Source organism: Microaerobacter geothermalis (genome assembly GCF_021608135.1).
Taxonomy (GTDB): Bacteria; Bacillota; Bacilli; order DSM-22679; family DSM-22679; genus Microaerobacter; species Microaerobacter geothermalis.
Genome location: NZ_JAKIHL010000001.1, coordinates 176771 through 192077, shown reverse-complemented (window position 1 = coordinate 192077; position 15307 = coordinate 176771). Strand labels below are relative to the sequence as shown.

Below are 15307 nucleotides of genomic sequence, written 5' to 3'. Positions count from 1 at the left end.
TAGTAAGAGTGAGCCCGCGATAAGAGAGTAAAGTCCACTGGCTGAAAGACTTTGCCGCACGGCCTTCTGAACCCGCCCTTGAACAGCCGGGGATGACCCGGACAGGATTCTCCTGCCTGTTATCAATAGGAGTCAGCCGTTAATAACGGTTGTTTGAGCAGGATAGTTTAACTGTCAATTAAGGTGGTACCGCGGAAGAACCCTTTCGTCCTTAACTGGATGAAGGGGTTGTTTGTTTTCATGATTCAAGAGAAAGGAAGTTACAGGATGGAGAATAAGGGTAAAAAACGGATCGTGATCAAATTGGGAAGCAGTTCCCTAACCAATAAATCTGGCGGCCTTTCCATCCCAAAATTAAAGACTTATGTTGATGATATTGCGCGAATAAAAGAACAAGGTCACGATGTCATTCTTGTATCCAGCGGTGCGGTAGCTGCGGGATTTAAAGCCCTGGGATATCCGACCCGCCCGGTAACGCTAGATGGAAAACAGGCTGCAGCCGCTGTAGGGCAAGGATTATTGATGGAAGCTTATAATAAGCTGTTTAAAAAACATGGTTATGTTGGCGCTCAAATATTGCTTACTCGTCATGACTTTTCCGACCAGACTCGCTATAGAAATGCGCATAATACCCTTTCGGTCTTATTAAAACGGGGGGTTATTCCCATCATTAATGAAAATGATTCTGTATCCGTTCATGAGCTAACCTTCGGAGACAACGATATGCTGTCCGCTCTGGTTTCAGGATTGATCCATGCTGATATGTTGCTGATCATTACGGATACCAATGGATTGTATTCCGCTAACCCCCTCACCGATCCGTCGGCACGAAAATATGACGTTGTTGCAGAGATCACGCCTGAAATCGAAGCGATGGCTGGGGGAAGTTCTTCAAAAGTGGGTACCGGCGGAATGAAATCAAAGATTGAAGCTGCTAAAGTGGCATTATCTTTGGGGGTTGAAGTATTTATCGGGAAAAGATCAGAAAAACTTTCCTTGATCCAAGCCATGGTTCACAAAGGGGATGGAACTTATTTCACACCGTCCGCCACTACCCTTAAAACAAAGAAACAGTGGATTGCCTTACACTCCGGCTCTAAAGGTTCCATTCAAATCGATAACGGGGCAAAAAAGGCGCTGCTGGAAGATCATAAAAGTTTACTACTGCCGGGGATAATCGATGTGCACGGGGATTTTCGTTCAGGAGACGTAGTGGAAGTGATTGATCTGGAAAACACCCCGATCGGAAAGGGAAAGGTAAGCTATTCTTCAAAGGAATTAAAAGAATGGGTAATAAAAAAGAAAAAAGTAAATGGCAACCCAAAGGAAGTGATCCACCGGGACGAATGGGTTGCACAAAGGAGGATTTATGTATGAGCGATATCATCCAACAGGCATCTAAGGCGAAAGAAGCTGCCAAACAGCTGGCTCAACTTTCCACTAACAAGAAGAACCAGGCTTTGCTAGCCATGGCAGACAACTTGTTAAAAAACCAAAAATTCCTGATTGCTGAAAACAGGAAGGACATTGAAGAAGCGATACGCCAGCAAGTGAGTTCGGCTCTAATTGACCGCTTGACCCTAAATGAATCAAGAATTGAGGGAATGGCTGAAGGACTTAGACAAGTTGTGGAATTGACGGATCCTATCGGTCAAATTCTGGAAAGCTGGGAACGTCCCAATGGGCTAAAGATTGAGAAAGTAAGGGTTCCCCTTGGCGTAATCGGCATGATCTATGAAGCCCGCCCCAATGTTACAGTTGATGCGGCCGCCCTTTGTCTCAAGACTGGAAACGCCGTGCTTCTCCGGGGGAGTTCATCTGCATATCAATCCAACAAAGCCATTGTCTCTGTTCTGCATCAATCACTGAAAGAATCTGGCATCTCGCAAAGTGCCATACAATTGGTGGAGGCAACAAACCGTGAATCAGCCGCCCAGATGCTAACCTTAAATCAATATTTAGACGTTCTTATTCCAAGGGGAGGAGCAGGACTGATCCGCTCTGTGGTCGAAAATGCGACCGTTCCCGTATTGGAAACCGGAGTAGGAAATTGTCATGTGTATATTGATCGATACGCCAACCCGGAAATGGCTATATCCATTGCCATCAATGCAAAAACGAGCCGGCCCGCCGTATGCAACGCTGCGGAAACTTTCCTCGTCCACCAGGAATGGGCGAAAATGCATCTGAACCAATTAATCGCATCCTTGAAGGAAAAGGGAGTTGCCATAAAAGGATGTGAAATTGCCCAAACCTATGACAGAGATATCCAGCTAGCCAGTGAAGAAGATTATTATACGGAATTCCTTGATTTAACTGTCGCTTTAAAAGTAGTATCTAGTATTGATCAGGCAATCGATCATATTGAAACATATGGAACAAAGCATTCAGAAACCATCGTTACTGATGATCAGGAAAGGGCAAAACAATTTCTTCAACGGGTAGATGCAGCAGCTGTATACCATAACGCATCCACCCGGTTTACCGATGGATTTGAATTTGGCTTCGGGGCAGAAATTGGGATCAGCACCCAAAAGCTGCATGCAAGGGGACCGATGGGTTTGCCTGCCCTCACTTCCTCTAAATACGTGGTATATGGAACAGGGCAAATCAGGGATTAATTGCTGTTAATCATCAAAATCCAATAATCCACGTTTTACCGCAAAGCGAATTAAATCACGGCGAGTGCTTAACCCCAATTTTTCCATTATGTTTGCTTTATGATTTTCAACGGTTTTTGTACTGATGGCCAATAAATCGGCCACTTCCTTATTGGTATATCCTTTGGCCACCAAGCTGAGAATTTCTTTCTCTCTCTCTGAAAGAAGATCAAAGGCATCTGTAATATCATGAGCAGAGGATTGCAGATACCCATCAATAACCTTTTTCGCTGCACTGGGATGCAAATAGGCTTGTCCCTGATAAACCTGACGAATGGCTTTCACAAGTTCTGAACCGGGGGAAGATTTTAATATATATCCGGATGCACCCGACTTCAGTCCACGGAACAAATACTGCTCATCATCGTGCATAGTTAAAATAAGTACTTTAATATCGGGATCACTTTGGGTAATTTCCGCCGTTGTTGAAAAACCATCCCTTCCGTTAGGCATGCTCAGATCCATAAGAATGACATCCGGTTTAAGATTGATGGCTGCTATAATCGCTTCATTACCATCGGCTGCTTCACCAATGACGGTAATATCCGGCTGTGCGTTAAGCAGCATCTGTAATCCATTTCTAACTACGGCATGGTCATCGACCAACATTACGCGTATATTGTTCATCCCATTCTTCCCCCTGTTCGATTGGAATATTGACTTCTATAAGAGTACCACTATTTGGCTGTGAAGAAAGATGAAATGTTCCGCCTAGGATTCTGGCTCGTTCCTCCATGCTATACAATCCGACTCCACGCTTTGCCGGATGTCCAGGATCAAAACCCACTCCATAATCTTTGACGATCAGTTTGATCTCATGCATGGTTTGTGTAATAAGTACATCAACCCGTTCGGTTTGTGCATATTTTACCGCATTGATCAATGCTTCTTGAACAATGCGGTAGATCGCAGTCTCAACTGTTGATGAAAGACGTTTTTTGTCGCCATCGTAAGAAAAGTTAACCTGTATCCCGAATTTGTATCCATAGTCTTTAAGATACGTCCGCAAGGCAACGATCAACCCGAGATCATCAAGGGCAGAAGGACGAAGTTCTACTGATAGGTGGCGGATGTCATCAATGGTTTGGCGAATAGTTTCCTGCACTTGTTTCACCTGTTTAGCTGTTTGATCGTTCTCCGCCATCATGGATTCCATCACTTCTGTTTGGATTAAAATGCTATATAGGGACTGCCCAATTCCATCATGCAGTTCCCTTGATATTCGTTTTCTTTCCCTCTCCTGAGCCTGTAAAATAGAGTGGGTAACCATTTTGGCGATTCGGCTTTGCTCGTCTTTACGATGGTCACTTACTTCATGAATACTGAGAACCGTCCATGTTTCACCATCAGAACGGGAAAATCGGGAGGTGGTAATTGAAACAGGGACAACCTTTCCATTACCTGTCTTCAGCTGGATTTCGACAGATTCTCCTACTTTGTCAATCACAAAACATTTATCATAGGAGCAAATCTTTCCTACTCCTGGATAATTTGAACAAACCGTACAAAAATTAAAATTTTCCTTTCCTAATTCCACCTGTAACAGACGACTTGCCGCTGGGTTGGATCTGACGACATCCAATCTTTCATTAAGAATCAACATCCCGTCCGATATATGCTCAAAAACGGTAATTAACTGCTCTTGCTCTGACCGAAGCTGTTTGCCTTGACGAAATATGATGGCAAAGAAAACGGTAGTTACAACTAAAACAAAAATAAATACGGAAAAAACAGACTTGAATGAAACATCGTGCATTCCAATGATTGCATAAAGGGACGCCACAATAATAAGGGAGGTAATGGATGTTAATACGCCATTGATAACCATAAATCGGATAAAGGTACGGGTTTTCCACTTCTGTTTAAATATCACGGTGAGTCCCCCTTTACTTTTTTGTAGATGTTTCGTATGAATTATCCATTACGATTCCCTTTATCATTGTAACGAAATTTTCGGTTATAAGATGTGAACTTTTTCACAAAATTAAGATGCTTTTTCACGATCTACAGAAGATACATTGTAGTCATCAGCAAATGCACCCTCAGGTTCCTCCAGAAAAAGAAGGGCAACGAGAAAACTTATGAATGCACCTGTTGCCAAGATAAAAAAGAATTGTTGAACAGATACCATAGTAAATAAGGTAAGATAAACAACTGCACCTACATTCCCATAAGCCCCTGCCATGCCAGCGACTTGACCGGTAATTCTCTTTTTAATCAAGGGGATCATGGCAAAAGTTGCTCCTTCAGCACCTTGAACAAACAAGGAGGTTGCAATCGTAATGCCAACGGCAAGAATGACTGGCCAAGTGGAATTTAAAAATCCCATCATCACAAAACCAATGCCTATCCCAATCATATACATCAACATGACCAAACGACGATTTTTCATTCTGTCAGAAAGCCAGCCCCCAAATGGTCTTGCAAACAAATTGACGAATGCAAAGGAAGCAGCAATTAGTCCCGCCGTGGTTGGCGTTAGTGAATAAGTTGTTTGAAAGAACGCTGGCAGCATGGATACAACAGCCAACTCTGCACCAAAATTTGCAAAGTAGGTAGCGTTAAGAACCGCTACATTTTTGAAACGATACTTATCATCTTCTGGTACTCCCTTGCGCAAAATGGGAACGTTCACCTTAATAATTTGTCCCACTTGATAGATGAAAAGCAGAAGAAGTAATGCGTAAATTATATTTAAGGCATTAGACGATATAAACCCTAAATTATTCAACCTCCAAGAAAGTAAGCCTAGGGCTCCAACTAAAGGAAACGTCCATAAGATGAGTTGAATCAAGTCACCCCATGTACTAACTTCCATTGCCGATATCTTTTTAGGTTTATGATAGACTTTTCCCTTGGGAGTATCTGTAACAGCAAAATAATAAATAATCCCATAGATAAAGCTGATTGCACCTGTAGCAGCAATGGCATAACGCCACCCATCATCACCACCAAACAAATTAAATGCCATCCACGGAAGAATGATAGCCGCAGCTGCTGATCCAAAGTTACCCCATCCGGCATAAAATCCCTCGGCAAATCCAACACTCTTCGGTGGAAACCATTCCGATACCATTCGAATACCAATAACAAAGCTAGCACCAATCGTACTTAAAAATAACCGCGACACTGCCAATTGAGTCCATGTATCTCCAAAAGCAAAGACGAATGTAGGAATGGACATTGATATTAATAATGTTGAAAAAACTATTCTCGGACCATATTTATCGAGCAACATTCCAATAATAACTCTAGCGGGTATGGTTAAAGCAACATTTAAAATTGCTAAAGCTTTCATATGGTCTGCCGTTAACCAACCACTCGTTTTCACCATGGTTGTAGCCAATGGGGCCATATTAAACCATGTAAAAAAAGAGATAAAGAATGCAATCCATGTTAGATGAAGAACCTTTATACGTGGAGAACGAAATTGAAATAGTTCTGCAGGTCTCATTTTCTGTCACCTCCAACTAACACTTAATTTCAGCATTTTTCCGTGCGTAATAGTACCATGTGACGATAAGGGATATGAAGTAATATGCGATAAGAATGTAAAGCGCTACATCGATAACGCCAAAATTGTCAATGGACCACCCAAACATTTTGGGTATAAAGAATGCGCCATAAGCCGCGATTGCAGAGGTAAATCCTAATACGGCTGCCGCTTCTTTCGATTCGAAAATAATCGGAATCATACGGAAAGTAGAGCCATTCGCAATTCCCGACGCAGCAAATAAGACCATAAACATAAGGAAGAAGCCAGTGAAGCTCTTCGTATCAGGATTAATGTAGTAAATCACTCCAAACGTTCCAATAATCATCACGATAATATCCCAAAATGTGACAATCGCCCCACCCAATTTATCTGAAATCCAGCCACCAACAGGACGGATTAGTGCCCCTACCAGTGGGCCCAAAAATGCAAATTGTAATGGATTGACTTCAGGAAATTGTGTCTTGATCAACAACGGAAAAGCGGCAGAAAATCCAATAAAAGAACCGAATGACATCACGTAAAGAATTGTCATCAAATACATGTGTTTTCGCTTAAAAATTACCAATTGTTCCGATACCGACGCCTTGGCGGTACGCAAGTTATTCATTCCAAAAAACGCCGCGATTAAGGTTAGTATAATGGGAATAACCCACACAAATGCAGCATTTTGTATCCATACTTCTTTGGTGACATCACCCTTCGTCCAAATTTGCGGGGCTCCTCCCAAAGCACCAAATATACCAACCGAAGTAACCAAAGGTATTACAAACTGCGCGACACTTACTCCTAAATTACCGAGACCAGCATTTAAACCGAGTGCGGTACCCTGTAATTTTTTGGGAAAGAAAAAACTTATATTGGACATGGAGGATGCGAAGTTCCCTCCACCAAATCCGGTAAGTGCTGCCAGAATGGCCATGGTTATAAAACTAGTGTTAGGATCCTGGACTGCTATTCCCAGACCGATTGAAGGAATTAATAATGTTGCCGTACTGATAATGGTCCAATTACGACCACCAAAGACAGGGACTACAAAGGAGTAAAAGATGCGTAATGTTGCACCGGTTAATCCCGGTAAAGCTGCAAGCGTAAACAACTGACTCGTACTAAAGTTAAAACCAATATTATTTAAATTTACAGCTACGGCTGACCAAATGAACCATGTAGAAAATGCCAGAAGCAATGCGGGTATGGATATCCATAAATTCCTGTAGGCTATTTTTTTTCCTTTTCTCTGCCAGAAGTCTTTATCTTCAATATTCCATTCTGTAATTAGTGCCACGTAAAATCCCTCCTAAATCATGTTTGGAAGATCATCTTTTATTTTACCCCTGCCAGTTTTTTAAATTCCGGCAGGGAAAAATCACTTTGAATTATCATCGTTCGTAAATAGCAAAAAATTCATCTTTGTTTGGAAGTAATCACCCTCGGATTGCGTCGGCGGTAAATGACATAGCTTCGCCATAGATACGTAATCGGCAGACTAAAGACATGGACTAACCTTGTAAACGGCCAAACGGCAAATAAACTGAGTGCTGAAATCACATGAATCTTAAAAGGCTGAGGAACTTCCGCCATAAATGAAGCATCGGGTTGCAACGTGAAGACTCCTCGTATCCATGGGCCAATGGTCGTCCGATAATCAAACTCCGATGAACCGACCGCATTTGTTGTGGTAGCCAGCATTCCGGTAACTATGGCAATCGCCACTAGGACAATAGCTGCCATATCTCCCATGCTCGTGGTTGAACGGATGCGCCTCATACTCAGCCTTCTAAACAACAAGATAAATACTCCTATGGCTGTGGCAAAACCGGCTAACCCACCAATCCCAACGGCTATGATGTGATATAATTCATCGGATACACCCAGTGATTGATAAAAGGAGATTGGAATGAGAAGTCCGGCGATATGCCCGAAGAATACAAAGACAATTCCCCAGTGAAATAGGATGCTTCCCCACTTTAGTATCCTTTTCTCCAACAGTTCACTTGATTTGGATGTCCACCCATATTGATCCGTATTAAACCGATAGATATGACCCACGATAAAAATCGTGATCACCACATAAGGATAGATTACCCATAAAAATTGATCTCCCCAGTTCATATGACACCTCCTGCTGCGGCAGCCTCTAAACCGACGCCTTTCATACCCTGAAGGGTTGCTTCAAGCACCAAGGAATAAGGATTTTCCAATCGGATCAATTCATCCCTTATTGTCTCTATTTGCCTGATATAGCGCCCCAATATCTGTTTTGCCGATTCAATGGGTGCTGCTGCGGCAAATTCCAGCATTAAGGGCAAGTAATCCGGAAGCTCATCATCGGACATCATCAATCCTGCCTTCTCATACTGCTGTTTTAATTCAAGCAACGCAGGCCCCCGTTCTCGCTCCTCTCCGAATTGTACATACGTGAGATATAAATTGGTTTTCTTAGAAAAATCAAAGGTTAGGACATACTTTTCATTCCATTCCTCTTCATCCGCCTGTTCCACCGCTTGTAAAAACTGATTGAAAGGTTTACAGATCTTTTCATCGCTGATATCCGCTAATTCGCGGCGGAAATCCTGCAAAGACTTCCGCCAATCCACATCTGGATACTGTAAAAGAGATGATGATAAGTGGCAAACGCGCTGAAAAATTTCGATTTCCATCATTTATACCCCCTGACCCAATACACCGCATGAGCCTGGTCCGCCAATGAAGTCAAGTCCACAGCTTCCCTGTTCACTTAACATATCCGCAACCAGTTCCCGATGGGCTGCCGGAATGACAAAGCGGTCGTTGTATTTGGCAATGGCCAATAGCCGATACATGGCTTCTACCGATTCTTCCGTCAAACCGCTTTCCTTTAACATTTCTTGGTTTGGCTTCTTTCCAAGGTTGACGGACCGCATGTAATTGCGCATGGCAGCCATTTTTTTCAATACCTTTCGAATCACATCCGTATCTCCGGCAGATAACAGATTGGCGAGGTATTCAATGGGAATTCTCATTTCATCGATCGCCGGAAATACATCATCGGGATTTGATTGGCTTCCTTTCCCTTCGAATAAGTTCATGATCGGACTTAATGGCGGCACATACCATACCATCGGAAGCGTTCTGTATTCAGGATGAAGGGGAAGAGCAATTTTCCACTCAATAGCCAATTTATAAATCGGTGATCTTCGCGCAGCTTCCAGCCAATCCTCGGGAATTCCGTCACGCCGTGCCTGTTCGATGACTTCTGGATCATTCGGGTCAAGGAAAACACTTAACTGGGATTCGTATAGGTCCTTTTCATCAGTAACAGAGGCCGCTTCTTCCACGCGGTCAGCGTCATATAATACCAATCCCAGATAACGAATCCGCCCGACACAGGTTTCCGAGCAAATGGTTGGCAATCCGGCTTCTATCCGCGGAAAACACAGGGTGCATTTTTCTGCCTTATTGGTTTGCCAGTTGAAATACACCTTTTTATAGGGACAGCTGGAAACGCACATGCGCCAACCGCGGCAGGCCTCCTGATCCACCAATACAATCCCGTCTTCTTCACGTTTATACATGGCTCCCGACGGGCAGGAAGAGACACATGACGGATTCAGGCAGTGCTCGCAGATACGCGGTAAGTACATCATAAATACCTGTTCAAAATCCATTCGAATGGACTCTTCCATTCCCTTCATGTCCGGATCTTGCATTCCGGTGACGTGGGCTCCTGCCAAATCATCTTCCCAGTTGGGTCCCCATTTCAAATCCATCGTTTCTCCGGTGATGGTTGATTTAGGACGGGCAACCGGCTGATAATTTTTTTCAGGACTATTGGTTAATTTTTCATAATCATAGGTCCAAGGTTCATAGTATTCGTCAATGGTTAGTTGATCCGGATTATAAAAGATGTTGGTCAATTTGCTTAGCCGATCTCCGGAACGCAACTCCAATTTCCCGTTTTTTAATACCCAACCGCCGCGATGCTTCTCTTGATTCTCCCATTCCTTCGGGTATCCGATGCCCGGCTTTGTTTCGACATTATTGAACCACATATACTCCGCGCCGGGACGATTGGTCCATGTGTTTTTACATGTCACGCTGCATGTATGGCACCCGATACATTTGTCCAGATTCATGACCATACCGACTTGTGCTTTAATCTTCAAGCCAATCCACCTCCCGCAACTTCCTGATAATCACATTTAAATCCCGTTGATTTCCAGTTGGGCCATAATAATTAAATCCATAGCTAAGCTGTGCATACCCTCCGATCATGTGGGTGGGCTTTACATGGATGCGGGTCGGACTGTTATGGGTTCCTCCCCGATTTTCGGTAAGGGAAGTTCCAGGAACATTGATATGCCTGTCTTGGGCATGATACATGAAGGCAATCCCCCGGGGCAGACGATGGGTCACCACCGCACGGGCCACCACAACCCCATTGCGGTTAAAACATTCAATCCAATCATTATCCTGGACATCCGCCTCTGCCGCGTCTTCTTTGTTCATCCAAATGGTTGGTCCTCCCCGGAAAAGAGTCAGCATCGGCAGTGAATCAAAATAAGTGCTGTGAATGGACCATTTGCTATGGGGAGTCAAATAGTTCAATGTTACCTCTTTTCCATCCACATCGGGACGATTCTTGGAAGGATGAAAAGGTGTATGCTTCAAAATCGGTTTATAGGTAGCCAAGCTTTCCCCGAATTCAAGCAGCAGTTCATGGTCCACGTAATATTGCTGACGCCCGGTTAAGGTTCGCCATGGGATCAGTCTTTCTACATTTGTCGTAAAGGGAGAGTATCGGCGCCCTCCTTTTTCCGATCCGCTGAACGCGGGAGAAGTTATCACCGTTTTGGGACGGCTGGTAATCTCGTCAAATGTAAAACATTCTTCCGCCCGTTCTTCAGCAAGATCCTTCAGTTCAAGGGATGTTTTTTGTTCAAGGGCCTCCCATGCCTTTACTGCCATTTTGCCGTTTGTCGTAGAGGAAAGGGTTAGTATCGCTTCCGCAACCTGCCGGTCTGAAGCAATATCGGGACAGCCCCGGGTAATTCCCTGCTTATGAACAGTACCCAAGGTCTTCTTTAGCTTGTTGTACTCCTCTTCAGCTGACCAGTTGATCCCTTTCGTACCGAAGGGCTTTTCCTTTACAAAGGGTCCAAGGGCGATCATTTTTTCATATACAGCGGCATAATCCCGTTCAACCACATGGATTCGCGGCATCGTTTTCCCTGGAACCGGGTCAATTTCTCCTTTGCTCCAATCCTTGATTTTCCCAAAGGGTTGAGCCAGCTCATCTGGAGAGTCGTGGAGCAGTGGTGTAGTGACAATATCATGCAGCGGTTTTTCAAACTGATCCTTGGCCATTTCCGAGAATGCACGGGCCAATTCCTTGAATGCTTCCCAATCGGAACGGGTTTCCCATTGGGGACCAACTGCCGGATTAAACGGATGTATAAAAGGATGCATATCGGTGCTGCTTAGATCACTTTTTTCATACCAAGTTGCTGCAGGGAGTACGATATCCGAGTACAGGGCTGTTCCGGCCATGCGAAAATCCAGATTAACCATCAAATCCAGCTTTCCTTCCGGCGCTTCCTCATGCCATGCGATTTCTTCCGGCCTTAAGCTTGCTTCATCATCGTTCATCAATCCATGGGAGGTTCCCAGCAAATGTTTCAGAAAATATTCATGGCCTTTCCCGGAGCTGGATATTAGATTGGCCCGCCAGACAAACATGACCCGCGGAAAGTTGTTTGGGTGGTCTGGATCCTCAACAGAAAAGTGCAATTTCCTCTTTTTTAATTCTGCTGCTACAAAGTTAGCAATTTCCTCCGGGGTTTTAGCTCCAGCCTTTTTCGCATCTTCATATAATGCGAGAGAATTGCGATCAAATTGCGGGTAAGAAGGTAGCCATCCCAGCCGTGCAGCCATCACATTATAATCGGCGTAATGCTGATACTTTGGTTTCTCCGCCAGGGGTGAAATCAATTCTCCGACGGGGGTCTCCTCATAACGCCATTGATCAGTGGCAAAGTAGAAAAAGGATGTGCCGTTTTGCAACCGGGGAGGCAGTGTCCAGTCCCGGGCAAAAGCCACGGTTTGCCAGCCTTCAGCGGGACGAAGCTTTTCCTGCCCCACATAATGGGCCCATCCTCCACCATTGACTCCCTGGGAGCCAGTTAAGAGGACCAGATTCAAAATGGCCCGGTAAATTAAATCGGAGTTATACCAGTGATTGATTCCTGCTCCCATTACAATCATGGAACGTCCCTTGGTATCTACGGCATTCTGGGCAAATTCACGGGCAATCTGAATCGCCAAATGACGGTCAACCCCTGTAATCCCTTCCTGCCAAGCAGGGGTAAAGGGCTGAATTTCATCATAGCTGGCAGCCAATCCGTCACCCAGTCCCCGATCTATTCCGTAATTGGCAAGCATTAAATCATAAACCGTTGTCAGATAAACAGGTTGTCCATTTTGCATGATTCGTTTTACTGGAACAGCACGGTTCATGATCTTTCGCCCATTCTCATCGAAGTAAGGCAGTTGGACTTGAACGATCTCGTCCTCAATTCCTAATAAGGTTAAGCGAGGCTGAATATCCTGCCCGGTTTCTATATCCTGCATTTTAAGATTCCATTTGCCGTTTTCTCCCCATCGGGATCCGATGCTTCCCTGTGGGATGGCAAAATCATTCGTTGATTCATCATATACAACCGTTTTCCATTCCCCATTGTTCATCTCTTTGCCCAGGTCACTGGCAAGAAGGAACCGGTCAGCCTTATACTCGCCATTCTCTTCCTGAAGGGTAATTAAAAATGGAAAATCGGTATATTTTTTTGCATAGTCAACGAAATATTCCGTTTCCTTTTCCACATAAAACTCTTTAAGTATTACATGGGCCATTGCCATGGCTAAGGCCCCATCAGTTCCCGGCTTGACGGACATCCAATTGTCAGCAAACTTGACAAATTCGGCATAGTCGGGACTAATGGAAACGACCTTGGTGCCGCGATACCGTGCCTCCGTCATAAAATGGGCATCCGGTGTTCGGGTCATTGGAAGATTGGACCCCCAAACCAGCATATAACCTGAATTAAACCAATCGCTGCTCTCGGGCACATCGGTCTGATCCCCCCACATTTGCGGTGATGCGGGAGGAAGATCCGCATACCAATCGTAGAAACTTAACAACGGAGAACCCAGCAGTGAAAGGAACCGGGAACCGGCTGCGTAGCTCACCATGGACATGGCAGGAATGGGTGAAAATCCAAAAACCCGGTCAGGTCCGTATTTTTTAATGGTGTAAATTAATGATGCCGAAATGATCCGTGACACTTCATCCCAGGAAGCCCGGACGAATCCGCCTTTCCCCCTGGCTGATTTATACTTCTTCGTTTTTTCCGGATCTTCCACAATTTGCGCCCACGCCTGAACGGGATCGCCGGTCTGTTTAAAGGCTTCACGCCACATGTTAAGCAATACTCCCCGTATATAGGGATATTTGACTCTCAATGGACTGTAAATATACCATGAAAAGCTTGCCCCTCTTGGACAACCACGGGGTTCAAATTCCGGCAGATCCGGTCCTGTAGACGGATAATCCGTTTGCTGGTTTTCCCAGGTGACGATCCCATCTTTTACAAAAATTTTCCAACTGCAGGATCCGGTACAGTTTACGCCATGGGTGGAGCGAACCACTTTGTCATGCTGCCAGCGCCTACGGTACACGTCCTCCCACTCACGCCCATACGGCGATACTTCGCTCCAGTTGTTAGAGTATTTTTCTCTTGAAGTAAAATACCGAAGTTTATTAAATAAAGGTGACTTCTTCTTTCCCATTTTCTTCTCCCCTTTCTAATCCCAGGTTTCAGTTTCCATTTCTATGGAAATTCCAAGGTTGATTGTCTAACAGTAATCCAATGGAGAAATTCATGAGTAACCTGAACTCATTGGGCTCATTGTACATTTCCACATTTCCCTTTAACGATCCAACCTTTTCTATCAGGTGAGCAAATGTCTGATAGGGGGAATCAATTCTTCTGTTTACCTTCACTTCAAAAACCATTTGCTGCTCTTTTTGCCGTTCGATACTGATGACGATTTGATCCCTTGATTCTGTAATCAGGCGGTCAAGCAGATTTTTAAACAAACCGATAAATTGTAATTGATACCTTTCAGAAATGTGGGCAACCCGTTGGTCCAACAACTCAATGGTCACTTGATTCACTCTCGTTTTCATTTCCTGTAACAAAAATGAGACAAGTGGTGAATCACTTTTATGGGACTTGGGTTCCTCAAAACTAACCGATGATTGCAGCTTAGAGTAAAATTCTGTAATGGACATTGCCGCCTCGTTTATGGCAGCTAAATGCTTCTCGCTAAATATCCGCTTTGTCCGCTGTCCGACAAGGAGTACTCCGAACAGGAACGAATCTGTTCCTACAGGAACGGCAACGGCAGACTTTAATTTTTCTACCCATAAAATCGGATACTCCAATGGGTTTTCCGGTACATCCTCCGGATAGGAGGGAATCACCATTGGTCTTTTGGTTTGCAGGACGGTACCTGCCACCCCTTTTCCTACGCGAATGGCAATGCTGAGATATCGGTCACTTAATGCTCCATAGGCTAAACGCCATCGAATCTCAACATTGACCGGGTCAAACAGAGCCAACGCAACAAAATCAATTTCTATCTTACGGGACAGGTTCTCAAGCTCCATCCGTATGGTCTGTTGCATATCAGGCAGCATAGACTCACCCCCTTCATCTGTGATTCCTCTATGATTCCATTGTAAATAACCCCCCATAAACAAAAACAGAGGGGGAATCCCCCAAACCTATGGAGGGGATTCCCCCTATCTGCTTAAACTCTATATTTTCTCTACTCATTTCACTGCATTCATTTATATATATGAACATTTAGATAATAATAAATTCCTGATTATATGAGTTTTCCATGATTTTATATGAAGATTGCCTGAATTTATATAAATTGGTCCATATTCCCTTTTATTTTATGGTATATTTTTGGCAATAACTCGGAATTAACATGCGATCCTGATTTCAAAGAAGTATGACATGCGTTTTCAAAAAAATTTAATTCTGAAAAGCTCAAATAATAGACTGGTCTTTTGCGAAGATTTTTTTATCCTCTTTCAGAGATCGTA

The 15307-nt window shown here is 44.0% G+C and carries 11 protein-coding genes and 1 other annotated feature (1 of these 12 only partly in view); of the genes, 2 read left to right on the top strand and 9 right to left on the bottom strand.

All coding sequences use genetic code 11. The features are described 5' to 3' along the window. Nucleotides 1–216 (top strand) — a binding site (T-box leader) (it extends 20 nt beyond the left edge of the window). Between the two features lie 24 nt (nt 217–240). Continuing rightward, complete coding sequence (gene proB / locus L1765_RS01010) at nt 241–1377, top strand: glutamate 5-kinase (protein WP_236403414.1); 1137 nt, start codon at nt 241–243, stop codon at nt 1375–1377. Further along, nucleotides 1374–2621: a glutamate-5-semialdehyde dehydrogenase gene (locus L1765_RS01005; protein ID WP_236403409.1), complete on the top strand. Its 1248-nt coding sequence runs from the start codon at nt 1374–1376 to the stop codon at nt 2619–2621. Before proB ends, L1765_RS01005 begins: the two co-directional genes overlap by 4 nt. Before the next feature lie 6 nt (nt 2622–2627). Here L1765_RS01005 and L1765_RS01000 read toward each other — a convergent pair whose 3' ends face one another. The 9 genes from L1765_RS01000 to L1765_RS00960 form a co-directional block, all read right to left on the bottom strand. After that, nucleotides 2628–3287 carry a response regulator gene (locus L1765_RS01000; protein ID WP_236403407.1) on the bottom strand — a complete coding sequence of 220 codons (660 nt, stop codon included), beginning with the start codon at nt 3285–3287 and terminating at the stop codon, nt 2628–2630. Further along, nucleotides 3256–4533, bottom strand: coding sequence for a sensor histidine kinase (locus L1765_RS16050; RefSeq protein WP_236403406.1), 1278 nt, complete (start codon nt 4531–4533; stop codon nt 3256–3258). The genes L1765_RS01000 and L1765_RS16050 overlap by 32 nt, the downstream gene beginning before the upstream one ends. Before the next feature lie 111 nt (nt 4534–4644). Next, nucleotides 4645–6114, bottom strand: coding sequence for a NarK family nitrate/nitrite MFS transporter (locus L1765_RS00990; RefSeq protein WP_236403405.1), 1470 nt, complete (start codon nt 6112–6114; stop codon nt 4645–4647). A gap of 16 nt (nt 6115–6130) precedes the next feature. After that, a complete protein-coding gene (locus tag L1765_RS00985) occupies nt 6131–7438 on the bottom strand; it encodes a NarK family nitrate/nitrite MFS transporter (RefSeq protein ID WP_236403404.1) in 1308 nt (435 codons plus the stop codon). A gap of 119 nt (nt 7439–7557) precedes the next feature. Further along, nucleotides 7558–8265: a respiratory nitrate reductase subunit gamma gene (gene narI / locus L1765_RS00980; RefSeq protein ID WP_236403402.1), complete on the bottom strand. Its 708-nt coding sequence runs from the start codon at nt 8263–8265 to the stop codon at nt 7558–7560. After that, the gene (gene narJ / locus L1765_RS00975; RefSeq protein ID WP_236403400.1) at nt 8262–8813 is read right to left on the bottom strand and encodes a nitrate reductase molybdenum cofactor assembly chaperone; all 552 of its coding nucleotides are present in this window, start codon (nt 8811–8813) and stop codon (nt 8262–8264) included. The genes narI and narJ overlap by 4 nt, the downstream gene beginning before the upstream one ends. A gap of 3 nt (nt 8814–8816) precedes the next feature. Next, nucleotides 8817–10298 (bottom strand): nitrate reductase subunit beta, encoded by a 1482-nt coding sequence (gene narH, locus L1765_RS00970; RefSeq protein ID WP_236403396.1) that lies wholly within the window; start codon nt 10296–10298, stop codon nt 8817–8819. Continuing rightward, entirely contained in the window at nt 10288–13977 is a 3690-nt protein-coding gene (locus tag L1765_RS00965; RefSeq protein WP_236403394.1) for a nitrate reductase subunit alpha, read from the bottom strand. The genes narH and L1765_RS00965 overlap by 11 nt, the downstream gene beginning before the upstream one ends. A 28-nt stretch (nt 13978–14005) precedes the next feature. Continuing rightward, entirely contained in the window at nt 14006–14890 is an 885-nt protein-coding gene (locus L1765_RS00960; RefSeq protein ID WP_236403393.1) for a GAF domain-containing protein, read from the bottom strand. Nucleotides 14891–15307: the final 417 nt, after the last annotated feature.